Annotated in this window: 22 protein-coding genes, 1 tRNA gene and 1 pseudogene; 16 read left to right on the top strand and 8 right to left on the bottom strand. The window is 36.5% G+C overall.

The genetic code is table 11. The annotated features are described in order from the left end of the window. Positions 1-45 precede the first annotated feature (45 nt). Positions 46-873, top strand: a complete 828-nt coding sequence (locus V7122_RS09320; protein WP_335355492.1) for an N-acetylmuramoyl-L-alanine amidase family protein — start codon at positions 46-48, stop codon at positions 871-873. A gap of 52 nt (positions 874-925) precedes the next feature. Here the strand turns inward: V7122_RS09320 and V7122_RS09315 are convergent. Both V7122_RS09315 and V7122_RS09310 read right to left on the bottom strand, forming a co-directional pair. Further along, positions 926-999, bottom strand: a tRNA-Arg gene (locus V7122_RS09315). A gap of 81 nt (positions 1,000-1,080) precedes the next feature. Continuing rightward, a complete protein-coding gene (locus V7122_RS09310) occupies positions 1,081-2,121 on the bottom strand; it encodes an acyltransferase family protein (RefSeq protein ID WP_335526438.1) in 1,041 nt (346 codons plus the stop codon). Between the two features lie 353 nt (positions 2,122-2,474). Here V7122_RS09310 and V7122_RS09305 point away from each other — a divergent pair, with 353 nt between their 5' ends. From V7122_RS09305 to V7122_RS09285, 6 genes and pseudogenes are all read left to right on the top strand, one after another. Beyond that, positions 2,475-3,485: a 2-oxoacid:acceptor oxidoreductase family protein gene (locus V7122_RS09305; RefSeq protein ID WP_335355601.1), complete on the top strand. Its 1,011-nt coding sequence runs from the start codon at positions 2,475-2,477 to the stop codon at positions 3,483-3,485. Positions 3,486-3,487: 2 nt separating this feature from the next. Next, entirely contained in the window at positions 3,488-5,782 is a 2,295-nt protein-coding gene (locus tag V7122_RS09300; protein ID WP_335355600.1) for a thiamine pyrophosphate-dependent enzyme, read from the top strand. Positions 5,783-6,047: 265 nt separating this feature from the next. Next, a pseudogene (locus V7122_RS25725) lies at positions 6,048-6,914 on the top strand (HAMP domain-containing protein); the annotation flags it as partial. Further along, positions 6,906-7,853: a methyl-accepting chemotaxis protein gene (locus V7122_RS25720; protein ID WP_438824775.1), complete on the top strand. Its 948-nt coding sequence runs from the start codon at positions 6,906-6,908 to the stop codon at positions 7,851-7,853. The pseudogene V7122_RS25725 and the gene V7122_RS25720, both read left to right, overlap by 9 nt. Before the next feature lie 164 nt (positions 7,854-8,017). Continuing rightward, positions 8,018-9,514 carry a PAS domain-containing sensor histidine kinase gene (locus tag V7122_RS09290; protein WP_335355435.1) on the top strand — a complete coding sequence of 499 codons (1,497 nt, stop codon included), beginning with the start codon at positions 8,018-8,020 and terminating at the stop codon, positions 9,512-9,514. Between the two features lie 188 nt (positions 9,515-9,702). Continuing rightward, a complete protein-coding gene (locus V7122_RS09285; RefSeq protein ID WP_335355436.1) occupies positions 9,703-9,960 on the top strand; it encodes an aspartyl-phosphate phosphatase Spo0E family protein in 258 nt (85 codons plus the stop codon). A gap of 74 nt (positions 9,961-10,034) precedes the next feature. On the opposite strand, the gene V7122_RS09280 is transcribed toward V7122_RS09285, so the two are convergent. Continuing rightward, positions 10,035-10,769: a ZIP family metal transporter gene (locus tag V7122_RS09280; protein ID WP_335344142.1), complete on the bottom strand. Its 735-nt coding sequence runs from the start codon at positions 10,767-10,769 to the stop codon at positions 10,035-10,037. Between the two features lie 350 nt (positions 10,770-11,119). Here V7122_RS09280 and V7122_RS09275 point away from each other — a divergent pair, with 350 nt between their 5' ends. From V7122_RS09275 to V7122_RS09260, 4 genes are all read left to right on the top strand, one after another. Next, positions 11,120-11,935, top strand: a complete 816-nt coding sequence (locus tag V7122_RS09275) for an electron transfer flavoprotein subunit beta/FixA family protein (protein WP_335482938.1) — start codon at positions 11,120-11,122, stop codon at positions 11,933-11,935. Positions 11,936-12,044: 109 nt separating this feature from the next. Continuing rightward, complete coding sequence (locus V7122_RS09270) at positions 12,045-13,073, top strand: electron transfer flavoprotein subunit alpha/FixB family protein (RefSeq protein WP_335526436.1); 1,029 nt, start codon at positions 12,045-12,047, stop codon at positions 13,071-13,073. Then, on the top strand, positions 13,066-14,361 hold the full coding sequence (locus V7122_RS09265) for an FAD-dependent oxidoreductase (protein ID WP_335526434.1): 1,296 nt from the start codon (positions 13,066-13,068) through the stop codon (positions 14,359-14,361). Before V7122_RS09270 ends, V7122_RS09265 begins: the two co-directional genes overlap by 8 nt. Then, positions 14,361-14,645 carry a ferredoxin family protein gene (locus V7122_RS09260; protein WP_315668339.1) on the top strand — a complete coding sequence of 95 codons (285 nt, stop codon included), beginning with the start codon at positions 14,361-14,363 and terminating at the stop codon, positions 14,643-14,645. Before V7122_RS09265 ends, V7122_RS09260 begins: the two co-directional genes overlap by 1 nt. A 141-nt stretch (positions 14,646-14,786) precedes the next feature. Here V7122_RS09260 and V7122_RS09255 read toward each other — a convergent pair whose 3' ends face one another. Further along, positions 14,787-16,019: an MFS transporter gene (locus V7122_RS09255; RefSeq protein ID WP_335526432.1), complete on the bottom strand. Its 1,233-nt coding sequence runs from the start codon at positions 16,017-16,019 to the stop codon at positions 14,787-14,789. A gap of 192 nt (positions 16,020-16,211) precedes the next feature. On the opposite strand from V7122_RS09255, the gene V7122_RS09250 reads away from it, so the two are divergent. Then, entirely contained in the window at positions 16,212-17,207 is a 996-nt protein-coding gene (locus V7122_RS09250) for a phosphotransferase enzyme family protein (RefSeq protein WP_335526430.1), read from the top strand. Between the two features lie 40 nt (positions 17,208-17,247). On the opposite strand, the gene V7122_RS09245 is transcribed toward V7122_RS09250, so the two are convergent. Beyond that, a complete protein-coding gene (locus V7122_RS09245) occupies positions 17,248-18,765 on the bottom strand; it encodes an ATP-binding protein (protein ID WP_335526428.1) in 1,518 nt (505 codons plus the stop codon). 204 nt (positions 18,766-18,969) lie between these two features. Between V7122_RS09245 and V7122_RS09240 the strand changes: the two genes are divergently transcribed. Both V7122_RS09240 and V7122_RS09235 read left to right on the top strand, forming a co-directional pair. Beyond that, the gene (locus tag V7122_RS09240; RefSeq protein ID WP_335355441.1) at positions 18,970-19,410 is read left to right on the top strand and encodes a MarR family winged helix-turn-helix transcriptional regulator; all 441 of its coding nucleotides are present in this window, start codon (positions 18,970-18,972) and stop codon (positions 19,408-19,410) included. Positions 19,411-19,518: 108 nt separating this feature from the next. Beyond that, on the top strand, positions 19,519-21,213 hold the full coding sequence (locus V7122_RS09235) for a M3 family oligoendopeptidase (RefSeq protein WP_335526425.1): 1,695 nt from the start codon (positions 19,519-19,521) through the stop codon (positions 21,211-21,213). 51 nt (positions 21,214-21,264) lie between these two features. On the opposite strand, the gene V7122_RS09230 is transcribed toward V7122_RS09235, so the two are convergent. Further along, complete coding sequence (locus tag V7122_RS09230) at positions 21,265-23,412, bottom strand: ATP-dependent Clp protease ATP-binding subunit (protein WP_335526424.1); 2,148 nt, start codon at positions 23,410-23,412, stop codon at positions 21,265-21,267. Positions 23,413-23,609: 197 nt separating this feature from the next. Here V7122_RS09230 and V7122_RS09225 point away from each other — a divergent pair, with 197 nt between their 5' ends. Next, complete coding sequence (locus V7122_RS09225) at positions 23,610-24,653, top strand: YkvI family membrane protein (protein ID WP_335345744.1); 1,044 nt, start codon at positions 23,610-23,612, stop codon at positions 24,651-24,653. Between the two features lie 43 nt (positions 24,654-24,696). Here the strand turns inward: V7122_RS09225 and V7122_RS09220 are convergent, their stop codons facing one another. Then, positions 24,697-25,386: a hypothetical protein gene (locus tag V7122_RS09220; protein ID WP_335345743.1), complete on the bottom strand. Its 690-nt coding sequence runs from the start codon at positions 25,384-25,386 to the stop codon at positions 24,697-24,699. 146 nt (positions 25,387-25,532) lie between these two features. Further along, positions 25,533-26,144, bottom strand: a complete 612-nt coding sequence (locus V7122_RS09215; RefSeq protein ID WP_335345742.1) for a CPBP family intramembrane glutamic endopeptidase — start codon at positions 26,142-26,144, stop codon at positions 25,533-25,535. A gap of 139 nt (positions 26,145-26,283) precedes the next feature. Here V7122_RS09215 and V7122_RS09210 point away from each other — a divergent pair, with 139 nt between their 5' ends. Then, a complete protein-coding gene (locus tag V7122_RS09210; protein ID WP_231734738.1) occupies positions 26,284-26,394 on the top strand; it encodes a DUF6254 family protein in 111 nt (36 codons plus the stop codon). Positions 26,395-26,522: the final 128 nt, after the last annotated feature.

Below are 26,522 nucleotides of genomic sequence, written 5' to 3'. Positions count from 1 at the left end.
GCAGCTTATTTTTTTGCATACTTTATGTAAAGGAGTTGATTTCGAATGGTCAAAATTTTCATTGACCCTGGACATGGCGGAACAGATCCAGGTGCCGTGGGGAATGGATTATTTGAAAAAAATCTAACCTTGCAAATTTCAAAACGTATTCAGACCATGCTAACAGCTTACGAAAATATTCAGGTGAAATTAAGCCGTGAAAGTGATAAAACCGTATCCCTTAATCAACGTACAAATATGGCAAACGCATGGGGAGCTGAATTTCTGCTATCTGTCCATATAAATTCTGGCGGGGGTACTGGATTTGAAGATTATATTCATCCAAGCAAAAGACAAAATTCATCCTCTTACCAAGAGATCATTCATGAAGAAATCGTTAAACAAATAAATTTAATGGATCGCGGAAAAAAACAGGAAAACTTTCATATGCTTCGAGAATCCAATATGCCAGCAATGCTAACTGAAAATGGGTTTATTGATAATCCAAATGATGCCTCAAAACTAAGTCAGTTTTCGTATATAGAAAGGATAGCACGGGGTCATGTAAACGGATTGGTTAGGGCGTTTAATCTTAAGGAAAAATCAGAAAAACCTCCGACTTGGGATGGGTTAGTATTTAAAAAGGGGCAAAAAGGGATAATCAAAATATTAAAACCGATAAATCTTTGGAGAAGAAAAGAAAATAATAAATTGGTCTTTTCTAGAATACTAAATCCTGGAGAAGTTTACCGAGTTTATGGATATGATCATTTAAATGGCGGTCAATATGACGTAGGAGACAACCATTGGATTACAAATATTGATGGATATATTAAATATGAGACCCCTTCGAAGTCATTTTTAGCAAAAGCTGAGAAACTTTATGATGAGTAAAATAAACCGCCAATCCCTCATGATCAAGGAATTGGCGTTTTTTCGTTTTTTACGTCCCAGAGAGGATTCGAACCTCCGACCTACAGCTTAGGAGGCTGTCGCTCTATCCTACTGAGCTACTGGGACATTAGATTTTTATTATAAACTCCTGTTCTAATGCAGTCAATAATTTAGACTAAAAACGGACGCATAAGGGCGTCCGTTTTCTTAGTTTAAAAGCTTTTTCCGATAGTATTGCATAATGGTCGATAACCTAGCTTGCAGGTTTTTCAGTTTAGTTGTTTCTAATTCAATAAGAGGCTGTGCAAATGGTACGGTTATTTTACTGGATAATAGAAGAGTAAGCAGTAGAGAAACAACCGCTAAGAGCAGAAAGTTTTTTGGTTCGACAAAAAACTTTTGTACAGAACTCTCCCTAAAAATACGGATAAAAAATCCGTGCAGAAGATAAACATATAATGTGTTTCTTCCTAATTTTGTAAAGGGATAATACTGTTTTGGAACTAGAGAGAAAAAACTGAAGACCATAATCAAGCTTAATACATAAAAACCTAAACGTGTAAACAAAGCCCCAATGGATGCGGCCCCCATCTCTATATATGGCTTAGACCCAAGCAGCCATTCATGATTCAAACTTGGGAAAAAATAAAATCCAGTAAACACAATTACCAATACGCTTAAGGATACAATCTTAATTTTCGCAGATTGAAGCAAAGAAAAATGCTCTCTATTTAAATAATATCCAATTAGAAAAAGTGGGAAGAACACAAAAGTTCTTGATAAGCTTAAATAGTTTGTAATCCAGTCAGCATATCCAACTATTAGCCCAATAGTAAACGCTGCTGCGAGTGAATATAAAGCTTTATATTTAGTGAAAGCCCGCAGCATAATATTCCAAGAAAACAAACTGATTAAAAACCATAACGACCAATGTGGCTTGAGCGGATCAACCTGGAAAGATGATTCTTTATATAGAAAGAAATAAAAAACAGAATAGATGATTTGAAAAATGATATATGGAAGAATTAACTTCCTAGAAATTTTAGAAATATATCCTTTTTTATTAAAGCCTTTGGCAAAATACCCTGAGATAAGAATAAACGCAGGCATATGGAAGGTATAAATAACCTTATATAGAGTATAAGTTGCCTCGTTGTCTTCAATAAAAGATTGAAGAAAATGCCCAAATACGACCAAGGAAATTAAAATAAATTTTGAATTATCAAAGTAATACTCTCGTTTCTTCATATATCCTCCTCTTTTTAGACCCCCTAAAAAGATTCAAAATATATATACCCACACTATCATGTTTTAAAACTTGAATTACTAGTAAATGAGAGGAACAACTTCCGAATAATGGGAATTTATCAGAGGAAACTCTCTGTTATAATACATAAAAACATCTGTTATATAATTGTGATTCCGTTTCCAATGCTGATAATAATGATTTTGTTTAAAAAATCACAAACTGTTTTAGTCAATTTCGCTAGAATGTTTGACTTTTGTCACAGCGGTACTTTAAACATTCTAATACAATATCAAAAGGGGATCTTTCAAGTTTGTATAAACAAACGAAAAGGATGAATTTTGGGAGGGAGATTATGTCAATATTACCAAAGAAAAATGGGCTTGGTTTTTTTGAAATTAGATTAGAGTCAATTGGCGGGCTAGGAGCAAATCTAGCCGGAAAGATGCTTGCTGAAGCTGGAGTTTTAGGATTAGGTTTAAACGGTTCGAACTTTTCATCATATGGCTCTGAAAAGAAAGGATCACCAGTGAAAAGTTTTATACGTTATTGTGATCCTGATGTTGAAATTCGAGCGCATAGTCCGATTGAGCAGCCGCATGTTGTCGGGGTTTTTCATGAAGCATTATATAAAACGGTCGATGTTGTTAGCGGTTTGGAGCCTGATGGGATTCTATTAGTTAATTCCATCAGAGACTTTGATTCGATCAAGGCAGACTTGAAATTAGAAACAGGTACATTAGCCATTATCGATGCCTTACAAATTTCTGTCGATGAAAAGACAAAAGTCAATACAGCAATGCTAGGAGCATTATTCCGTATTTGTGATTTCCTTGATCCAGAGTCAATGAAGGACATCATTCGAAAAACATTTGAAAAAAAATACCCGCATCTTGTAGAGCCAAATATTCGAACATTCGAACGGGGATACAACGAAGTTCAATTCAAAACATATGAAACTCCAGAAGATGCCAAGGGAAAGGCATTCTCTCGTCCGCTTCCGTTACTAGGATATGAAACTCAAGAAATTGGCGGGATCATTACAGCCCAAGGAAATAGTATTTTAAAAGACTTGAGCGGATCCAGACAAGGGTTCCTTCCAAAATATGATCAAGAGACATGTATTCACTGTGCTGCATGTGATACCGTCTGTCCTGATTATTGCTTTGTATGGGAAGAAGGAGAAGATAAGCGCGGCCGGAAGCAAATGTTCCTTAAAGGGATTGATTATCAATATTGCAAAGGCTGTCTGAAGTGTGTTGAGGCTTGTCCAACAACGGCATTAAGTGATTTGCGCGAAACGATTGGTTATGCTGAGGCAAACTGGGTAAAACATAAATTTCCTTACATAGCGGGAGGGATTTAATAATGGCAATGGTAGTAGAACAATCAATTAAAAAAAATACTGCAGAACAATTGGTAACCTTTGAAAGCGGAAATGAAATGGCGGCAATGGCTGCAGCTCAAATAAACTACCATATTATGGGGTATTTCCCAATTACACCATCAACCGAGGTCGCCCAGTATTTAGACCAAATGAAGGCAAGAGGAGAGCATAATATTAAGCTGATTCCAGCCGATGGAGAGCATGGTTCAGCAGGGATTTGTTACGGAGCTGCCGCAACAGGTGCAAGGGTTTTTAACGCAACAAGTGCGAATGGGCTTATGTATATGCTTGAGCAGCTTCCTGTTCAATCCGGAACCCGATTCCCAATGGTTATGAATTTAGTTACTCGTTCAGTAAGCGGCCCTTTAGATATTAGAGGGGATCATTCAGATTTATACTTTGCCTTAAATACGGGGTGGGTAATATTAACGGCGAGAACACCACAGGCAGTATATGATATGAATATAATGGCTCTCAAAATTGCTGAGCATTCAAAGGTTCGTCTCCCTGTTATTGTTGCATATGACGGATTCTTTACATCACATCAAAAGAGAAAAGTAAATTATTTTAAAGATCGCCAAGTAGTTCAGCAATTTGTTGGTGAGTGCCCGACAGATTATCATTTCGCCCGAGATCCAAAAAGACCGGTAACGATTGGTGCCCATATGAATGGCGAAGATTTAATGAATAACCATTTTCAGCAATCTGAAGCGATGTATGCTGCAGGTGACATATTCAAGGAAGTTGCAATAGATTATGCTGCTATTTCCGGCCGTGAATACCCAGTATTAGAATTATACAAAATGGAAGATGCAGAGGTTGCTTTATTCTTATTAAACTCTGCTGCTGAAACCGCGAAGGATACGGTGGACAGACTAAGAGAAAAAGGGATTAAAGCAGGTGTCATCAGCCCGAATATCATCCGTCCATTCCCTGCAAAAGAAATTCGGGAAGCACTAAAAAATATTAAAGCTCTGCTAATCGGTGAAAGAGCTGATTCCTATGGCGGCAATGGCCCGAATTTAACCCATGAAGTAAAGTCCGCATTACAGGATGATAAAAATAATAAAACCATTGTGTTAAGCCGTGTGTTTGGACTTGGCGGGAAAGATTTTTATGAAGATGATGCAGAGCATTTCTTCAACGAAGCAATTGAGGCGATGAATAATGGCTATGCAAAAAAATCCTTTGATTATTTTGGTCATGTTCCTGGAAATAAAGATCGGGGGCTTAAGCCAGTTATTACCCCTCAGCATGGGGATGTTTACAAATCAGGCTTAATACACGTTGAGAAGGATCCTGAAACAAATAAATTAAAGGTGAAAATTCCTCCGTTACGCTCATTAACATCGAAGCCAAAGCGAATAGCTTCAGGACACGGAGCTTGTCCAGGCTGTGGAATATTTACCGGATTAGAGTTGTTTTTTAAAGGGATTGAAGGAGATGTGGTTGTGCTGTTCCAAACTGGTTGTGCTTATGTGACAACAACCGCATATCCTTATTCTTCACATAAACAAACTATGATCCACAACCTATTCCAAAATGGACCTGCTACATTATCTGGTACAGTGGAAGCCTTTTTAGAGTTGAAGGAGCGCGGGGAAATCGAAATCTCAGATGATGCTACTTTTGTCATGATTACGGGTGATGGCGGAATGGATATTGGAATGGGGTCCGCAATTGGAACGGCACTGAGAAACCATAACCTTATTATGCTTGAGTATGATAATGAAGGATATATGAATACAGGATCTCAAATGTCCTATTCTACCCCAAAAGGACATATGACAAGTACAAGCAATGTCGGACGTAAACAAAAGGGTAAAGCATTCCATCATAAGGATACAGCACAAATTATGGCTTCAACTAATATCCCTTACGTCTTTACCGGTGCAGAGGCATTCCCGCAGGATCTAATAAAGAAAGCTGCAAAGGCTCAATGGTATGCGCAAAATGTTGGTACGGTATATGGCAAAATCCTTATTACTTGTCCGTTGAACTGGAAGTCAGATGATCGCTATGGTGAAAAGATTATCGAAGCGGCTGTTAATACATGCTTCTTCCCTCTGTACGAGGTAGAAGAAGGGGTAACAACCATTACTTATAATCCTGAAGATAAGAAGAAAAGGGTTGGATTACCTGAATGGCTGAAATATATGGGCAAAACAAAGCATCTCTTAAAAGAAGAAAATCATGAAATGTTAATGGAATTGGAAGAAGAAATCGAAAAGCGCTGGCAACGTCTTCTAGCTAAACATGAAAATCCTTTATTATAAATAATTCTTTCATACACGAAGAGTTGAAGCGTCTCCCTAGTCGAATTTGCGGCTAAGAGACGCTTTTTTGTTTTTAATAAAAGAAATAACTTGAATGGTGCAAATTGGAGAATCTCCTTTATTTATCCTAAAGTGCCAACTTCCTCTTGAATGCCATATGAATTATATTATAATTAAATAGTACTAGTAATATTCTGATATTTTTTACATAACTTTTAGTACAATATTTTGACAACAACGTCTAAACAAGGGAGGATTACCTAAAATGAAAGGGGTAAAAAAGACTCGTTTTAAGAAAGTAAAAAAATCTAAAAATCATAAAAAGGATAAAAAATATAAGTTAAATAGAGTTATTACCAGGCTGTCAATCATACCTTTATGGAAAAGATTAAAGCTTGGGCAAAAATATGGAGTAGCTTTATTTGTAACTATTGGTTTGTTTACAATTTCTACGATTATCACATTCGGATTCCTGTCAATTGCGAATTCCAAAATGGAAATGGTTGAAGAATCGGGCGACAAAGCCATATTGTTTAATGAAGCTACGGCTATTTTTCATCAAAAAGGCAGTGCAATTGGAAATTATATAATTGATTCAAATCCGAAGCATTTAACATCCTTTGATCAACTATCGGAAGAATTTAATAAATTGAAGAAGGTACTAGAGCCTGCCATAACAACAAAAGAGTCGAAAGACCTATTTGCTGAAATCGCGGAAAATGATAAAGAGATAACAACGATATTTCATGATACGATTCAACCGAAAGTAAAGCTTCAGCATGTAAGAGAATACCGTCTTGGGAAGCTGCAAGCAGATACGATGATTACTGAAACAGTCGTTAATTTAGATATATTAAGTGAAATGTTGAAATCAGAGCAAAAGAAAGCGGTAAGCTCTGCAAAGTCCGCGTTAATCTTAACTTTAATCATACTCGGGATTTCTATCGTTATTTCTGCTGCCCTTGGTATCGTAAGTATTCTAGTTATAGGGAAAATTATTTCTAAAAAGCTTGGTCAAATCGTTCACCTTTCAAATGAAGTGGCGAGCGGAAATCTTAATGTAGAAGCGATAGATTATGATGGCAGTGATGAAATAGCAGAGTTAGGAAAAGCAACAAATTCAATGAAAGAAAAGCTTCAAGCTATGATACAGGAAATATCGGCTGTTTCAACTTATGTTACAGAAAAGAGCGGAGAACTAAACATTGCCGCAACTGAAGTAAAGGCAGCAAGCCAGCAAGGTGCTTCAACAATGCAGGAGCTGTCAGCAGGAGCTGAGGAACAAGCAAAATCTGCTAGTGGATTAGCTAGTATGATGGAAAGCTATATGGCAGAGGTTGAAAAAGCTGCTCAAAGCGGAACAGAGATTCAAAAAGCATCGAATGAAGTCTTACATTTGACTAAAACTGGAGATACCTTAATGGGAGATTCACAGAAGCAAATGTCCATGATTAATGAGATTATGAAAACATCTGTTGAACGGGTAAACGGATTAGATGAACAGACACAACAAATTACTAAACTAATTCAGGTTATACATGATATTGCAAATCAAACGAATTTGCTTGCGTTAAATGCAGCTATTGAAGCGGCACGTGCAGGTGAACATGGCAGGGGATTTGCAGTTGTGGCAGATGAAGTTCGAAAATTAGCAGAACAAGTTTCATTATCTGTTGCGGATATTACAAAAATTGTAAAAGGAATTCAAACGGAATCAAGTAATGTAGTATCATCCTTACAGACTGGATATTCTCAGGTTGAAAAAGGGACTGATCAAATCCGGCTAACGGGAGAAACGTTTGAAAAGATCTATCAGGCAGTTAATATGATGTCTAACAATGTGTTAGAAATATCTATGAATTTTGAAAGAGTTTCTGGTGCTACAACGAATATGAATCAATCCATTGAAAATATTGCTGAAGTATCCGTTCAATCAGCAGCAGGTATTGAACAAACGAGTGCTGTTATTACGCAAACCAATCATTCGATGGAAGAAATCTCAGAAAATGCTCAAAATTTATCAGAGCTTGCCGATCAATTAAATGTGATGATTTCAAAATTCAAGTTATAAAATTAATTTCATGGGATTCCCTGCTATACAGGGATCCCATTTTTCTTTGCCCTAGCCTGTATCATTAATTTTTGTTTTTTCAATTTTCAAATTAGTAAGAGGAACTTTCGCTAATTTTGTAGAACTATGTATATAGTTAAATCCCAATAGGAGGGAAGGTAGAAGTGAATTTGAACAAAAACAGCAACGATGTAAACGCGGAATTTTTAAAGGAAGTTCATATTACAGAGAGTGAAATAAGGCAATTAGAAATCAAATTAATAAAAAATGCAGATATATATATAAATATATATGAAGAAGCTGTAGAAGGGATTATTTTTTGGACGGGTAAGGGTCAGATTATTAAAGCAAATGAGGCAGCCTGCCGAATTTTTGAATGCAGCAAAGAAGAGCTTGTTTCAAAAAGGATTCAGGATTTTATTTATGCCAGCAAAGAGAAAATTTATCAAGTATACAATAATTTTCATGAAAAAGGGGCTATACGGGATGAACTTGTTTTTCTAATGCCCAATGGACAATTAAAATCTTTGGAATTCACTAGTAAACTGCATGCAGTTGACGAATTTCATATGACCATATTTCGAAATGTAAGTGAAACAAGAAGAATGGAAAAAGAGCTAAGAGAAAGTGAATTAAAATTTAGAAAAATCTTTGAGGGTGCTTTAGAGGGGATTATCTTATGGAAGAATGATTTTAACGTTGTTGATATAAATCAGGCTGCAGAAAAAATGCTGTCTGTTTCAAAGGCTGAAATAATTGGACATTCATTTATAGACCTACTCACAAAACTACATCTTTCAAATGAAGAAATTTACTATTATTATCATAATCTCGTTAATAGTGGTCAAACAACGGGCACCCTTGATATTACAGTAGAATCTGGGGAATCTAAATATATTGAATTTTCAGCAAAGTATAATATTCTTTCTGAATTAAGCTTAGTAACCTTTAAAGATATTACAGAAAAGCTACAGCTTGATGTACAACTCCGAAAATCGGATACATTAAATGTTATCGGAGAACTCGCCGCAGGTATTGCGCACGAAATTCGCAATCCAATGACAGCCTTAAAAGGATTTATTCAGTTATTAGAGGATACTATTAAAGAGGATCATTCCATGTATTTTAACATTATTTCTTCTGAGCTGAAGAGGATTGACACGATCATTAATGAATTTTTAATTTTGGCAAAACCACAAGCAGTTAAGTTTGTTGAAGTTGATCTTATACAAATTATGAAGGAAACAGTAGATTTCTTAAGTGCTCAAGCCGTATTACATAATATTCAGTTTCGAACAAAATACGAAAAAGGCCTGCCTCCAATATTCTGCGAACCAAATCAAATGAAGAAGGTCTTTATTAACGTAATTAAGAATGCAATTGAGGTCATGCCAAATGGCGGCTATATTGATGTGTTCATGAATTCAACGGAGGATGGCAGAATACATATATCCATCGAGGATGAGGGGAGTGGAATACCAAAGGATAAGGTTGAAAAGCTCGGTCAGCCTTTTTACACAACGAAGGAAAAAGGTACGGGTCTTGGACTTATGGTAACTTTTAAAATTATTGAAGAGCATAAGGGCAATATAGAAGTTGAAAGTGAATTAGGAGTAGGCACTATTTTTAACATATTTCTGCCAATGAAAAAAGTACTGTAAATTGATCTTATCTTGTCGAAACGCTTCTTAAAAATATACTCGCAAAATGTCGAGAAATTTATATTTTGGTGAAAACTGTCTAATTCTGCGAATCTATTTACTTTTATGTATTTTCTTGCAATAATGCTAAAGGTAACTACTTAAATAGAACGATTCTAGATAGAAAGGGATAGGATGGAGGAAAAAAGTTGGCAGAAAATTGTAAAGAAATATTGCTGCAGATCCAAGAAAAAAGGGAGAAAATGATAAATTCTGCAAGGAAATATGGGTATACGAGTGAAGATACCATTCAATGCAGTCAAGAGCTTGATCAATTAATTTATGAATATCAAATGACCATACATCATTCAGAAAAGATAGAGGAAGAAGTTCGATTTCCCTTTAAGAAAATGATTCTTGTTTTGCCAAATACGTTAACAGTGACTGAATTTGAAATGATTACTTAAAAAAATCCCTATGCGTAATATTACGCTATAGGGTTTTTTCATATTATTTTTCAAACAACAGTGCTATGTATACATTATGAAAAGAAGTCAATTAGCAATACCATAAATAAAAGTCCAATGATAAAGGAATAGGTTGATGTACGTTCGTTTCCATCCCCATGACTTTCAGGTATTAACTCTTTATAAATAATAAATAACATTGCGCCTGCTGCAAAGGCGAGTCCATATGGAACGAGGAAGTCCACATAAGATGTTAAATAGAAGCCTAATAACCCCATGACAATTTCAATAGCTCCAGTCAACGTTGAAATAACAAATGCTTTAAATTTATTTATCTTTTGGTTGACGAGGAATAAAGCGACAAGAAATCCTTCAGGAGCATTCTGCAGACCGATGGCAAAGGCAATTAGGTTTCCGGTATCCTTTACATGAGATGCATAGCTTACTCCAACTGACAGACCTTCAGGGATGTTGTGAAGGGTAATCGCCGCGATAATAAGCATGGCTTTTTCATCAAACTCGATTCCTTTTTTCGAATGCTTTAGATCTATATGAGGAATGTTTTTTTCCATCAAAGTAAGAGTTAAGACTCCCAGAAATATTCCGATAGCGACTGAAGGAAATCCCCCTGTCTTTAAAGCCTCAGGTATTAGACCTAAAGTAGAAGCGGCCATCATAATTCCGGCAGTGAACGCAAGTAAAGTATCGCGCCATTTATGGGTAACAGCACTTGACATAAAAAGTATAATTAAAGCGCCAACTCCTGTTGATAAGGCTGAGAGTACGCTTCCGATAATTACTTCCCTCATTCTCATTCCCTCATTTCTATTTGTAACCATATTATAAGAGTCAACTTAAGCGGCTGACAAACATTTATTTCAATTTTAATAATAAAAATGATTTTTTTCTGAATAGGCATCAGCGGAAACAATATATATTTTATACTGAAGCACAAGATGTGTTCAAAAAATTACTTTTTTTGTCAATCAGCTACAGCAAATATAGCTGATTATTCCATTTAGAAAAGCAGCTGTTAGCGGAAGCATTTTCACTAATTGTTAGTACTATGCTTGTGCCGAGAGTCATATATCGTTAATACATATACTTTTTTTACGATCAAAAGGAAAACGTTTTCATTGATAAGGAGGGAGAGCTAGTTATGCATATTGTCGTCTGTGTAAAGCAAGTACCAGATACAAAAATAATAAAAATAAATCCAAAGACAAACACACTTGATCGAAGAAGTGCGCCTGCAATCTTGAACCCATATGATGCACATGCTGTTCAAGAGGCCGTAAGGATTAAGAAAATGATTGGGGAGGGAACGATTTCTGTTCTTTCCATGGGTCCTCCTCAGGCAACAGCTGTCATTAAGAAAAGTATTGAAATTGGTGCTGATAAAGGTTATTTAATTTCTGACAGGGCCTTTGCAGGTGCGGACACTTTAGCAACGAGCTATGCGTTATCAAAGGCATTGGAGAGAATTACGAAAGAGGAGCCAATAGATTTAATTATTTGCGGTCTGCATGCGATTGATGGGGATACTGGCCAGGTTGGCCCAGGAATAGCGAGGAGAATGGATATACCACCAATAACCAATGTAATAGAAGTATCAAGCTTTAATACTTCAGATAAAAAGGTTCTATTAAAAAGAAAAATTGCGAATGGACATCAATTAATTGAATCGCAATTTCCATGCCTATTAACAGTTGCGAAAGAGATTAATGACATTGAATATTCGCCCATGACTAATATGATTAAAGCTGCAAGGTACGAGCCCATTATTTGGACAGTAAATGATCTGGAGAATGTTGACAGATCTCAGCTTGGGCTAAAGGGATCTCCGACCATTGTAGGGAAAATGTTCACTCCTCCCAAACCTGAAGGCGGAAAAAGACTAGAAGGCAGTGCTGACGAACAAGTGAAGCAGCTAATTTCTTTACTAGAGGATAAAAAGGAATTACTCCTTGGATAGATGGTAGGCTAGTCGTTTATTACAATGTTATTTCTTGTCTATTTTCATTTTAGTGAACAATCGTTTTTAAGCTGCTATTATTCACTTTTTATACAAAGGAGAGGTCCCGATGTTTGAAGATTACCGTGGTGTTTGGGTCTTTATTGAGGTTAATGAGAGGGCAATCGAAGGAGTTTCATTGGAACTTTTGGGTGCAGGAAGAAGGCTTGCGGACAAATTAGAGGTTCCATTATCCGGGGTATTATTAGGTCATCATATTAAGGAACTATGCCCGGAAGTCATTTCCTATGGTGCAGACCAAGTATATATGATCGACAACCCCGTTTTAAGAGATTATCGAACAGAATCATATATGAAAGGCGTTATGCTTCTTGCAGAAAAATACAAGCCTGAAATTTTTCTTTATGGTGCTACTTCGAATGGAAAAGACCTTGCAAGCGCAGTTGCCACAGATTTAAGCACAGGCTTAACAGCAGATACAACGATGCTGGATGCGGATTTGGAAACACGATTGCTGGAGGCAAGCCGCCCAGCATTTGGCGGAAATATTATGGCAACAATTTTATGTAAAAAACATCGCCCTCAAATGGCTACTGTAAGACCTAAAGTCATGAAGGCACTCGATAAAGACGATAGCAGAGAAGGGAAGGTAATTGAAGAAGAAATTTCTTTAAGTGAAGAAGAAATGAGAACAAAGGTGCTAGAAATTGTGAAGGATGTCACAAAAAAGGTTCGCTTAGCCGATGCTCATGTTGTGGTAGCTGGGGGAAAAGGGATGGGGGACCCTAAAGGATTTCAGCTTATTCATGAATTGGCTGAAACGATCGGTGCTAGCGTGGGTGGAACGAGAGATGTTGTAGAGGCAGGCTGGCTTCCTCATGAACAGCAAGTAGGGCAAACAGGAGAAACGATTACACCTAAAATTTACTTTGCAATTGGAATCTCAGGAGCTATTCAGCATATTGTTGGAATGAAAAATTCAGAGTTTATCATCGCCATTAATAAAGATCCAAATGCCCCAATATTTGATGTCGCCACTTATGGAATTGTTGGAGATGCCTTAGAAATTGTCCCAAAATTGATTAAGCAATTTAAAGAACTTCGAAAAGAGAAGGGCGGTGAAGTGAGCTATGTCTGAAAAATTTGATGTCATTGTAGTGGGAGCAGGCCCGGCTGGAACCTCCTGTGCCTATACTTGTGCAAAAAATGGGTTAAAGGTTTTACAGATTGAAAGAGGAGAATATCCTGGAAGCAAAAATGTGATGGGGGGCGTATTATACAGGAAACAGATGGAAGAAATCATTCCTGAATTCTGGAAGGAAGCACCATTGGAAAGACCTGTTATTGAACAGCGATTTTGGATGATGGATAAAGAATCAGCTGTCACCTTTGGCTATAAAGGGCTTGAATGGGGAGTCGAGCCATACAATAATTTCACAGTATTAAGGGCCCAATTTGATCAATGGTTTGCTAAGAAAGGGGTCGAGCAAGGGGTTTTACTCATTAATGAAACGGTTGTCCTAGAGTGTATCGTGGAAAATGGTAAGGTAATCGGGGTCAGAACGGATCGTCCAGATGGAGAGGTTTATGCCGATGTTGTCGTTTTAGCTGATGGAGTAAATTCACTGCTTGGCAAGCAACTTGGATTTCATAAGGAATTTAGGCCGGACGAAGTTGCCTTAACCGTGATGGAAGTAGTGAATCTAACGAAGGAAAAAATCAACGACCGTTTTAATTTAGAGGATAACCAAGGCTGTACGATCGAAATATTTGGTGACTCGACTAAGGGGAATCTTGGAACTGCGTTTATTTATACAAATAAGGAAAGCATCAATATTGGAGTTGGAACAACGCTATCCAGTATGATCAAGGCAAAACTCAAACCTTATGATCTATTAGATTATTTAAAAACTCACCCAATGGTTAGACCATTGATGGAAGGGGGAGAGTCTGCTGAATACTTAGCACATCTTATTCCAGAAGGAGGATTTCATTCTGTTCCAAAGGTAGCTGGAAATGGAGTGCTTGTAGTAGGGGATGCCGCCCAGCTTGTAAATGCAATCCACAGGGAAGGGTCTAATATGGCTATGAAGTCAGGACAAATGGCGGCAGAGGCTATTATTGAAGCGAAAAAACGCAATGATTTCAGTGAATCGAGTTTAAATCATTATAGAGAGGCTTTACATGAGAGCTTTATTATGAAGGACTTGGAAAAATATAAAGATGCTACTCATGTTTTTGAGCATCATCCGCAATACTTTAAAGAGTATGTTCCTTTAATGAACCAGGCAGCAAGTAAATTCTTTACCGTTGACGGCACGTCTAAAAAGGATAAGCAAAAACAAATTATGAAAAGCTTTACTGGGGAAAGGGGCACTATCAAGGTTATTAAAGATATGTATCGAGCATGGAAGGCGGTGAAATAATGTCAACGAAGAATATTGAAGAAAAACAATATCTCTTACGTTTTAAAGCTGATACGAAGTCACATTTAACGGTAATGGACCATGATATTTGTATAACAAAATGCCCTGACAAAATTTGTACAGTTTTTTGCCCGGCGGAGGTCTATAAATGGGAAGGGCTAAGAATGCAGGTAGGCTACGAGGGCTGCCATGAATGCGGAAGCTGCAGAATAGGCTGTCCATATCAAAATATTAAATGGGAATATCCAAAGGGCGGACATGGCATCGTATTTAGGTTAGCATAAACTAAAGACCGCTAAAAAGGTAAATAAATTGACTGATAGATAGAGAATAGATTCTCATAAGACGGTGCTTAAATTATAGCAGCGTCTTAATTTTTTTGAAAAAAAAGTGGAGGCATAGCCTCCACTAAATAGTACTCCAACTTATGCATTCCATTCATTAATCTTTTGATCAGAAGGCAGGAGAAGTGTTATCAATCCAAGCAATGGCAAGAAGCCTGTAAGAATCATCGTTTGAGTAATTCCGATTAAGTCGGCTAAATACCCGATTACCATCGAGCCAATAGCCCCCATGCCAAAAGCTAACCCAACTGTGAGTCCTGCCATTGTACCAATTTTTCCTGGAACTAATTCTTGAGCATATACGACCGTTACAGAAAAGCTTGACATTAAGATAAAGCCTGATAATGCAAGCAAGCAAAAAGCAATCACAGGCGGAACAAATGGAATTAATATAGTTAATGGAGCTGATATAGTCATAGATAAAAAGATAATCACCTTTTTGCCAAATCGATCAGCAAGTGGCCCACCGAAGAAAGTGCCAAGTGCTCCCGAAACGAGGAAGGCAAATAGAAAGATTTGCGCTTGCCTAATAGAGAAAGAGTAGTTTTCTATTGTGTAAAAGGCATAGTAATTTGTCATTCCTGAAACATACCATGAACGTGCAAAAATTAAAAACAGGACAAGAACGAGTGCAATTTTAACAGCTTTTGATAAACCTTTTTGCTCATGTATGGCCATTTTGCTCTGTTTCTTTATCAATGTTCTCTCTATGCGAAGTTTACTAGCATACCAAAAGGCTATATAAGTCAGCAGTCCTACTGCAACAGCTGCAACAGCTGTGAACCATGCTGCTCCAATTTGCCCGAGAGGAACTAAGATTAAAGCAGTAATTAGAGGTGCCATTGCCTGCCCGCTATTTCCGCCAACCTGATAAATAGATTGGGCAAGACCACGTCTAGGGCCTGCAGCCATGAAGGCAACCCTAGAACCTTCTGGATGAAAAACGGCTGAACCGAGACCAATGAAAATGACAGAAATGACGATAAACTCAAAGCTTTGTGCCAAAGCAAGCCCTAACACGCCAAACATGCTAGAGGTTAAACCTATTGGCAAAGCATAAGGCATTGGTTTCTTATCTGTAATCATCCCTACCGCAGGCTGTAATACAGAAGCAACAATATTTAAGGCAAAGCCAATGATTCCTAACTGGGTAAAGGTTAGCCCCATCGAATTTTCTAAAATTGGAAACATTGCAGGAATAATGGCTTGCAGTGAATCATTTAATAAATGACAGAGGCCTAAGATGATTAATATTTTGTAAGATGTTTCATTGCTATTTTGGAGGGTCTTGGTCGCTGCTGCGGTATTGCTCATGCTCAGGTCCCCTTTCTGAAAATATAATTTAGTAATCCTAAGTAATAATAATACATGATTATTATAGTTTACGAAATATATTTTATAATTTTCATAATATAGTACAATGTTAATAGGAATATTTTTATAATTATAATAGGATTTTACAAATTTTCTTTAGTTAGGAAATTTAGCTTGTGGGGGAGGAAATATGTGGAGAAGTCTGTAGAGGTGTTACACACAAAGGAAATCATGATTCACTTTTTGAAATCTTTTTCATTGGAAGATGAATATAAACTCTTAGGTGACTTTGAAAATTTCGTTTATGAAGTGTACAAAGAAGGTAAACCATATATTTTAAGAATTACTCACAGCTCGCATAGAGAGTTGGAAAATTTATATGCGGAAATTGAATGGGTTAATTATTTGTATCAACAAGGAATAAATGTTTCTACTGCATTCGAATCGATAAATGGTAAATTTGTTGAATTCATTTCAGCTGAAGACCAATCCGTTTTTTTTGGAAGTCTATTTTCCAAAGCAACTGGGAAACCAGTGAAAACGAAAGAGAATCCATTTAATAACGATCTTTTATCAACTTGGGGGAAACAAATTGGTAAAATGCATACAGCTACAAAGAAGTATGTATCTTCCCCGCTAATTAAGAAGAGACCACACTGGTACGAAGATGAACTTCTAAATGTAGAAAAATATTTTCCTGCAACAGAGACAATTGCAAGACAAAACGCTATAGAATTATTAGAGAAAATAAAGTCTATTCCTGTAGACAGTGACAATTACGGACTCATACATACAGATATTCATGCTGGGAACTTTTTCTATGATGGCAGCAGTATTCATGTGTTCGATTTTGATGATTGCTGTTATCACTGGCTAGTGTCTGATATTGCCATTCCTCTTTATTATTCATGCCTGTCTAGCTTTACAGCTAAGGAAATCAATGAGCGTGAGGAGTTTGGCCGTTTATTTATAGACGCATTTTTGGCGGGATATAAAACAGAAAATAACCTTCCACACGGTTGGGAGGAGCAGATGCCGTTATTTCTTATGCTTCGGGATATTACATTGTATTCAGTTTTTAATAAAAAAATCGCACCAGAGGATCGCAATGAGCGTGTTATTAGATTAATGGATGAAATTAAATCTAGAATTGAACAGAAGAAAAGCATTGTCAATATTATTGATTAAGAGATGTAATGAAAAAAGAGCCAGTTGGCTCTTTTACTTTTTAAGGATTTCCTTCAACTCCATTTTGAATAGGCAGTATGACATCAACGACAGTTCCTTTATTTACTGTGCTAGAAATTTTTATTTCTCCATCAAATGAATGAAGGATTCTTTTGCAAACGACAAGCCCAAGTCCTGTGCCGAAATCCTTTGATGTATAGAAGGGCTGAAAGATTTTTTCAATATCTTCTTCACGTATTCCTATTCCTGTATCAGCAATTTGAATATGACATTCATCTTGCTCTCTGAATAACTTAATTGTTAAATGACCGCCCTTAGCCATTGATTCTAAGGCATTTTTGCTAATATTCAGCAGCACCTGCTTTAATTGGTCCTTCGTGCAATCAACAAGCAAAGGTGTTATTGGAAGAGCCAGCTCGTATTTAACATTGTTTAAATTAGCCTCTGATAATATGAGCGGTTCCAGCTCCTTAAGGATGTTTCTTATATCCATAATTTCTGTTTTTTGGGCGGTCGGTTTACCAAGAATAAGAAATTCACTAACAATCTCATTTATCCGGCTTATTTCATCATTGATGACGGCAAAATAATATTGATCTTGAGAATTCGTATATTTTTCACTTAATAGCTGTACAAGTCCTTTAATTCCAGTAAGTGGGTTTCTGATTTCATGGGCAGTGCTTGCCGCTAGTGTTCCAACAAGCTCAAGTTTTTGAATCTCGTTCTCCTTTTTCTCACTTGCTGCCTGTCTTTTAAGCATTAAATATTTTATAAATAGGAACAAAATATGAAAAATAAATATAAATTGAAGTAAATCAATGGAGACGGTCTTAATGATATTTCCTTTCTCTCTTTGTGGTATTTCAACTTGGATACTCCATGGCAGCCTGTCAATAGAGAGGGTGATCGAGTTTTTTTCTGTAAATTCTGTTGCGGTAGTAGCAGTATTAATATCCATGATGACAGCACCAGTTGAAGAAATTACTGAAAGTCTTGTATCAGGAGTTAATAGCCTCATGATATTTTGTAAATAATCCACCCTTAAATGGGCGATGATTATAAAATCAATTTTCCCTTCTTCATTCAATACTGGCTTGCCTATTCCAATCACTTTCTTGCCATTTTTCAATACTTCATAATGATTTGAGATAATGATGTCTTTTGTCTCCAAAATTTCTTGTACATAATCATGATCGGATAGATTCATATTTGCAAGAAGTGAATTGGAGCCCGTAATCACCGTTCCACTTTCATCAAGTAAATATATACCTCCATATCTCGGTTCTTTACTGTGCATTTTTTTCAAAATTGATTCCAGCTTCAGTGGGGTTTCAATCGCCATCTCAGCGGTGAAAGATAAAGTATCAAGTGACGTTACTGTTTCAGCAATGAATTTATCCCAGCTTCTTTGGTGAATGGTGCCTGTCCAGATCGCTTGTTCCCTTCGTTCAGCATAATCACGATTTATCGTATCATATAAATTATAAAGGACACCAACGAGAATGGGGCAGATGACAATGACTACGTATAATAAAAAATTGCCTTTACGACTTTTCATCAATTTAGAACTCCGTCATTATAGTAATAGTTCAATTATATAGTATACCCTTATTTTGCAGAAGAGTTTTATCTCGGAAATCAAGGTAGAATGGCGAATAAATAAACGTCTTCCTTTAATAAAAAAATACGAAAATTGACATAATCCAATTGTTTTCTTATAATTTACTTAGATTTCAAGATAATTATAAAGGATTGGATTAAAGTGAGTACTGAACAAAGTGAACAATCATTGAAATTATTTATCGTACTTTCAAGAGCCTACCGCTCACTCAGTGAAAATGTAAATAAACTAATTCAAACATACGGTCTAAACCCAACAGAATTTGCCGTCTTGGAGCTACTTTATCATAAAGGAGATCAGCCTCTGCAGCAAATAGGAGGAAAGATTCTTTTAGCAAGTGGAAGTATTACGTATGTTGTGGATAAGCTTGAGCAAAAGGGGTATTTAAGAAGGGCCGCATGTGCGAAAGACAGACGAGTTACGTATGGGCAAATTACGGAGAAGGGCAAGTCCTTTATTGAGGGGATTTTTCCAGACCATGAAAAGCATATACATGCTTTAATGTCCGAACTTTCTGAGGAAGAAAAGGATACAGCGATTAGCTTGTTGAAAAGGCTCGGACTATCAATCGGAAAAATGTAAAACGGTCCAAAAGGATCGTTTTTTTCTTTTCTAAATAGAGGGATTCATTCATATATGTAGAATTATAATAATGGTTTTGATAACAGAGGAAATAAGGGGGCAATTGAATTGAGTTTTGAAAATTATACATATACCCGTCCAAATTTAACGGAATTGAGCAAGAAATTTGATGATGCATTAGCAATTTTTAATCAGGCAATGTCGGCTGAAGAGCAAATTTTGGCAATGAAGAAAATTAATGAATTACGCAATGACATAGGAACTATGTTTAACCTTTGTTATATTCGCCATTCTGTTGATACAAATGATGAGTTCTATAAAGCGGAGCAGGACTATATGGATGAAATTCAACCAGAAGTGGAGGGTTTTGTAACTAAATACTACGAAGCTCTAGTCAAATCTGATTTCCGCAATGAATTAGAAGAGAAGTTTGGGTCTCAGCTTTTTGCATTAGCTGAAGCTCAATTAAAAGTATTTTCTCCAGAAATTGTTCCATTGCTGCAAAAGGAAAATAAACTATCTTCCGACTACACAAAATTAATCGCCTCTGCAAAGATTGATTTTGATGGAGAAGAGCGCACTCTTGCACAAATGGAACCATTTACACAGTCTATTGACCGTAATGTCCGAAAAACAGCAAGTGAAGCTCGCTTCGGTTTCTTAGCAGATAATGAGGAAGAGCTTGATCGTATTTTTGATGAATTAGTAAAGGTTAGAACAGAAATTGCCCACAAGCTTGGATATAATAATTTTGTAGAGTTAGCTTATTTACGAATGCAAAGAACGGATTATAATGCTGAGATGGTTGCTAAGTTTCGCGATCAAGTTAAGGAATTTATCGTTCCAATTGCAACAAAATTGAAGGAACGCCAAAGAGAACGAATTGGTGTTGATCAATTGAAGTATTATGATGAGGGCTTTAACTTTAAAACAGGTAATGCAGCACCAAAAGGGAGTCCAGAATGGATTATCGAAAATGGTCAAGCGATGTATGATGAGCTTTCAAAAGAAACAGGGGAGTTTTTCTCATATTTGAGAAAAGAGAACTTGATGGATCTTGTTGCAAAAAAGGGAAAAGCAGGGGGCGGATATTGCACATTTATTGAGAATTACAAGGCTCCATTTATTTTCTCGAATTTCAATGGGACTTCAGGCGATATTGATGTACTTACACATGAGGCAGGTCATGCCTTCCAAGTTTATACGAGCGGAAAATATGAAATTCCGGAATATTATTGGCCGACATATGAAGCATGTGAAATTCATTCCATGAGTATGGAATTCTTTACATGGCCATGGATGGATAAATTCTTTAAAGAGGATACCGATAAATATAAATTTGCCCACTTGAGCAGTGCTTTATTATTTCTTCCTTATGGTGTGGCTGTAGATGAGTTTCAGCATTGGGTATACGAAAACAATACTGCATCTCCAAAAGAGAGAAAGCAAGCTTGGAGAGAAATTGAGAAGAAATATATGCCGCATAAAGATTACGATGGCAATGAGTATTTAGAAAATGGCGGCTTTTGGCAACGACAGGCACATATTTATAATTCACCGTTTTACTATATTGATTATACACTTGCACAAATTTGTGCATTCCAGTTCTGGAAACGATCCAGGGAAGACCATGAAGGAGCTTGGAAGGATTATTTACATCTATGCAGTCTTGGAGGCAGCCAAGCCTTTACTAGTTTAGTATCAGAGGCAAATCTCACTTCACCATTCGAAGGTGGCTGTGTGGAATCTGTTGTTGGAGAAATTGAAAGCTGGTTAAATTCAATTGATGATAAGAGCTTATAATAGTTCGAGAGAATGACAAAAGGCCGGGAAATAACCGGCCTTTTGCTGTAACTATTCCTTCATTTTAATGATAATTTCATCATTTTCTAATACTGCCTGTAATTGATGTTCACCAGGCTGATCAATGATGAAATCAGCTAGCTTATCTTCAAGTTGATCCTGAATAACTCTTCTTAGAGGACGAGCTCCGAAAGCGGGATTATTGCCAAGCTCGGCAAGCTTTGATTTAGCATCATCGGAAACTGTAAGCTGAATGTTTTGTTCACTTAAATTATGATTTAATTCTTTGAGCATAATTTCAACAATGTCTAGCAAATGCTCTTTTTCAAGCGACTTAAACTCAATAATGTTATCAAAACGATTGAGGAATTCTGGTTTAAAGAACTGACCAAGAGTATCCAAAATACTTGCTTCCTTCATCGCTTCATTCGTACCAAACCCAACGTGAATCTCCCTGTGCTGTACACCAGCATTACTTGTCATAATAATGACAGAATCCTTAAAGCTTACGGTGTGTCCCTGACTATCAGTTAAACGTCCATCCTCAAGAATTTGGAGGAATAAATGCTGAACATCAGGATGTGCCTTTTCAATTTCATCAAGCAGGATAATGCTGTACGGATTTCGGCGTACTTTTTCTGTTAATTGTCCAGCCTCATCATGACCGATATAACCTGGAGGTGATCCGATAATTTTCGAAATACTATGCTTCTCCATATATTCACTCATATCAAGGCGAATCATTGCCTCTTTAGAACCAAACAGTTCCTCAGCGAGTGTTTTCGTTAATTCAGTCTTCCCGACACCTGTTGGTCCAACAAATAAGAAGGAACCTATTGGACGGTTTTTAGCTTTAAGTCCAGCACGGCTTCTGCGAATTGCCTTTGCTGCTTTTTGAACAGCTTCCACTTGACCGATTACTTTTTTGGAGAGGTTTGATTCCAAGTTTTTCATCAATACTTGTTCATCTTCCATTAACTTTCCGACTGGAATACCTGTTTTCTTCTCAATGATTTCTTGAATATGATGGATTTCAACAATAGGGCGCGATTCATGGTTATTTGTGTTTAATGTTTTTTCCAGCATCACTTCTTCATCTCGAAGCTTTGCAGCTGCCTCATAATTCTCTTCCTGTAAAGCCTTTTCCTTTTGTCTACCAATTTCCTTTAGCCGTTTTTCGATTTGCTCGAAAGGAGTAAAGTTTGAATTCAAATTGATTTTCGAACCGGCTTCATCCATTAAATCAATTGCTTTATCTGGTAGAAAGCGATCTTGAATATATCGGCTAGATAATGAAATACAAGCTTTCAAAGCTTCTTCTGAATATGAAACTTCATGGTAATCTTCATACTTTGATTTAAGTCCATTAAGAATTTCCATAGATTCTTCAGCTGTTGGCTCTAGCACATAGACCGGTTGAAAACGGCGCTCAAGAGCAGGATCCTTTTCGATCTGACGGTATTCCTTTAATGTGGTTGCACCGACTAATTGTAGTTCGCCTCTCGCAAGTGCGGGTTTTAGAATATTTCCTGCATCCATGGAGCCTTCAGCTGAACCGGCGCCAACTAGTAAATGAATTTCATCAATAAAGAGGATTATATTTTTCCTTTCCTGCAATTCATTAATAATCTGCTTCATTCTTTCTTCGAATTGTCCCCTAATGCCGGTATTAGCAACTAGTGAAGCAACATCCAGCAAGTAAACTTCCTTATTTAGAAGTTTTTTTGGAACCTTTCCTTCGGATATCATTGTAGCCAAGCCTTCAGCAATGGCAGTTTTTCCTACCCCAGGTTCACCAATTAAAACGGGGTTATTTTTATTTCTTCTGTTTAAAATTTCAATAACACGGTTAACTTCTTCATCTCTTCCAATCACCGGATCAATAAGTCCCGCTTTAGCTATCTGTGTTAGGTTTCTGCCGTATTGATCAATAAAACCGTTACGACTAGGCTCCCTTACATCTTTTTGTGCAGATGAGTGTTTTTGATTTTGAGCTGAATTTATGTTTTTGAACAGCTCATCAAACGGCAGCTGATTAAAGCCAGAAAATCCGCTAAAAGATGGGCCGAAGGAGGAACCAATCTTTGCTTTTTCATCCTGGTAGCAGCTTTGGCAGAGAATTAAGTTTGTTTCATTTCCGTTAACATTTACTTTAAATTGTACATTTGCTTCTTTCTCACGACATTTTTGACAAAGCATATGGAATACCCCCTAGTTTAATATTTGACTTTGACCATATTTGACCTTTGGCTTTATTATACTTTGACCTTCTTTGACTTTCAAGTGGAACATCTCGAATTTGGTTTAGTAATTTAATGGAGACTTAAATAATATACTTAGAATGCTCGTCTTAGTTTGTCCTCAGGCTCATATATTGAAGAGAAGGAGGAGATCTTGTGAAGACGAACTGGAGTGCAGCCTTTCAAATAGCTGCCGTGTATGTAGGGACTGTTGTTGGAGCAGGCTTTGCAACAGGGAGGGAAATTGTTGAGTTCTTTTCCCGTTTTGGTTTTATTGGATTAGTTTCAATTTTAATGAGTGGCTACATATTTATTTTTTTAGGATCAAAATTAATGAGGATAGCAGCACGTATTCAAGCAACTTCCTATGAAGAATTGAACGAATATTTATTTGGTAAATTCTTTGGATCGGCCATTAATATATTGATGCTTTTTATGTTGCTCGGGGTATGTGCAGTCATGCTATCTGGTGCAGGAGCAGTATTTGAAGAACAAATGGGATTGTCGAAGTATACAGGGATATTTGTAACGATTGGCCTTTCCATTGCAGTAATGGTTTTAGGTACGAAAGGTATATTTGCTGTTAATTCATTTGTTGTTCCGATGATGATAGGTTTTAGTTTTTTGTTAATGTTTCTTTCAATGAGACTTCCTAATTTTACGGAGCAAATTTTGTATATTCCTTTTGCAGAAGATGGGTGGAAAGCAGTAGTTGCTCCATTTTCATATGCTGCATTGAATTTAGGATTAGCACAGGCTGTTTTAGTTCCAATTGCGACTGAAATTAAAAATGACAAAACCATTAAATGGGGTGGAATACTTGGTGGAGGGGCATTGACCATTATCCTCATTTCAAGTCATTTGACATTAGTTATGCTGCCTCAGCTCGAATCTTACGATATTCCTATGGCAGTAATCATGAAAACCTTTGCCACTTCATTTTTTGGGATTTATGTACTTATTATTTATGGGGAAATTTTCACCTCAGTCATTGGGAATGTATTTGGCATTGAGCGTCAGCTAAGGAAGTACATATCCATTCCCAGTGTAGTTACGGTTTGTATTATTTTTACTATTTGTTATTTTATCAGTTTAATAAACTATGGCACTTTATTATCATATGTATATCCGGTCTTCGGATATATAAGTATTATTTTTATCGTGTTATTGTGGATGAAGCCTTTTAATGAGGCAAGATAAAGAAAAGACCCGTCAATTTTCCAGGGTCTTTTCAGTAAAATGATTATTTGTTTATTAAAATTGTTTTACCCATTTGCAGGAATGCATCTTTATAATTTAAATCTTTCTTTGTAAAAAGAGTCAATTTAAGAGGCTGATTTGAGTTTTTAATTAAATAAGAAGTAACGACATCGTCACCATTGGATGCTTCCAATGCAATTGAATCTTTAAAAAACTCATCAGTACTCGGCACTTCAATGGGTTGAATCGTTTCGTCCACAGCTTGAAGCTGGGCCTTCGTATTTTCTTCCATCATATCCCATTGTACATCAGGAGGAAGAAGTTCTATTCGCATAAAGACATGATCATTTTCAGTTAGAAAAAGAACATCCTTTTGAGGTTCTTCAGCTGTTAAATCAAATTCAGGCAAGACATACATAGAATAAGGCTGATTATCACTTGATTTAAGAAAAGCTGTTTCTTCCTTAGCTTCGCCATTTACAGTATATTGGAGGTTTTGTTCCGGAATACGAACAACCCCATCATCTTCTTTCGTTTGTTCGTCATTATTCGGTTCTACAGTACCTTGTCCATCTTCCGTATTTTGATTTTCCTGTCTTTCCTTATTTATCTCTTCATTTTGAGTTTGATTGGATCCATTCGCTTGATTTTCATTATTGTCAGTTGTTCCACACCCTGAAAGAATGAGTCCTACTAATCCAAAAACAAACATCCATTTTTTTAAATACTTCACTGTAATTCCCCCCTGTAATTGCTAAAAAGCTGATGTAATTATTTAGACGAAAAGTAAAAATAGGAGTTACATAATTATTCCTACAATATCATTTTCTCACTTAAAGATACAAATATATTTGGGAAAATGAGTAGAATTTCACATTTTTATTTCAAGGGAAGTATTACAAATAGGAATAAATCAAAAATTAAATGTGAGACAATTAATAAAGGCATACTTTTTTTCCATGTGTAGAGCCATCCCCAGAAAAGTCCGGCAATTAATGCTGCAAAAGCCAATATCCAGTGTGCTGAGTATAAATGAACGGATGCATAGAGAATAGATGATATAACGATTGCTGCTGGGATACTTGTGTATTTTAACATTCTCTTTTGAACGAAACCGCGCCAAAAAATTTCTTCACCAGGAATAATAATTAACATGAGAACAATATAATGCCAAAGCATCGATGGTGAATATCTTCCATACAGCTTTGAAATGTCCTTCATAAAAGGAAGATTAAATAAATCAATCAAATGAAATCCAGCCCAAAAAACTCCAAATAGTAAGAGGCCAGACCCTATTCCATACGAGAGATATTGCCAAAACGGAGCTTCATCCTTCAATTCTTCGTTTAATATCGAATAGCTGATTAAAAATAAGAGAGAAGCCGAAAAGATATACCAGAAAACAGCTTTATCCTGAAAGGTAAAATACATTAAAAAATGGGCAATAAGAAGCCCGATTATTAGACGGAAATCTGCAGTTATATTTTTCAAACGTCCAAACTCCTTTCTGCAAACAAGTCTATTTTAGCAAAAAGAGCTCAATAATTGTATTCAAATGATTTCTTTTGCTTTAATGAAAATAAAATAGTAAAAAATGCTTAACCTAAAGATGAAAGAAAGGAGGGATATCGTGACAAAATCAAAACGAGAAAAAGAGCGGGCTTGGACTGTCAGGAAGCAAGATCAGAATCCGCATGGTAAAGTAAAGTCACTTAAAGAGATCGCCCAGGAGAAGGAATAATATTGATATAATTTCAAAAAAATAAATAAAAAGCAGTATTTAGCTGCTTTTTATTTAAATATTAAGAAAGTATAACTTTTCTCGAATTTGAGAACTGTCTAGCTACAGCGCCTACCCCCTCGAGGTCA

It is taken from the genome of Bacillus sp. JJ1532 (genome assembly GCF_036965085.1).
Lineage (GTDB): Bacteria > Bacillota > Bacilli > Bacillales > Cytobacillaceae > Cytobacillus.
Note: the sequence above shows the minus strand (reverse complement) of the source record. Positions and strands in the feature narration are given on the sequence as shown.

Excerpts from the sequence above, each read along its gene's own strand:
- V7122_RS09230 (WP_335526424.1), bottom strand. The coding sequence starts at position 23,412 with ATGCTTTGTCAAAAATGTCGTGAGAAAGAAGCAAATGTACAATTTAAA.
- V7122_RS09280 (WP_335344142.1), bottom strand. The coding sequence starts at position 10,769 with ATGAGGGAAGTAATTATCGGAAGCGTACTCTCAGCCTTATCAACAGGA.
- V7122_RS09265 (WP_335526434.1), top strand. The coding sequence starts at position 13,066 with ATGTCTGAAAAATTTGATGTCATTGTAGTGGGAGCAGGCCCGGCTGGA.
- V7122_RS09305 (WP_335355601.1), top strand. The coding sequence starts at position 2,475 with ATGTCAATATTACCAAAGAAAAATGGGCTTGGTTTTTTTGAAATTAGA.
- V7122_RS25720 (WP_438824775.1), top strand. The coding sequence starts at position 6,906 with ATGAAAGAAAAGCTTCAAGCTATGATACAGGAAATATCGGCTGTTTCA.
- V7122_RS09320 (WP_335355492.1), top strand. The coding sequence starts at position 46 with ATGGTCAAAATTTTCATTGACCCTGGACATGGCGGAACAGATCCAGGT.
- V7122_RS09255 (WP_335526432.1), bottom strand. The coding sequence starts at position 16,019 with ATGAGCAATACCGCAGCAGCGACCAAGACCCTCCAAAATAGCAATGAA.
- V7122_RS09270 (WP_335526436.1), top strand. The coding sequence starts at position 12,045 with ATGTTTGAAGATTACCGTGGTGTTTGGGTCTTTATTGAGGTTAATGAG.
- V7122_RS09310 (WP_335526438.1), bottom strand. The coding sequence starts at position 2,121 with ATGAAGAAACGAGAGTATTACTTTGATAATTCAAAATTTATTTTAATT.
- V7122_RS09275 (WP_335482938.1), top strand. The coding sequence starts at position 11,120 with ATGCATATTGTCGTCTGTGTAAAGCAAGTACCAGATACAAAAATAATA.
- V7122_RS09245 (WP_335526428.1), bottom strand. The coding sequence starts at position 18,765 with ATGAAAAGTCGTAAAGGCAATTTTTTATTATACGTAGTCATTGTCATC.
- V7122_RS09260 (WP_315668339.1), top strand. The coding sequence starts at position 14,361 with ATGTCAACGAAGAATATTGAAGAAAAACAATATCTCTTACGTTTTAAA.
- V7122_RS09300 (WP_335355600.1), top strand. The coding sequence starts at position 3,488 with ATGGCAATGGTAGTAGAACAATCAATTAAAAAAAATACTGCAGAACAA.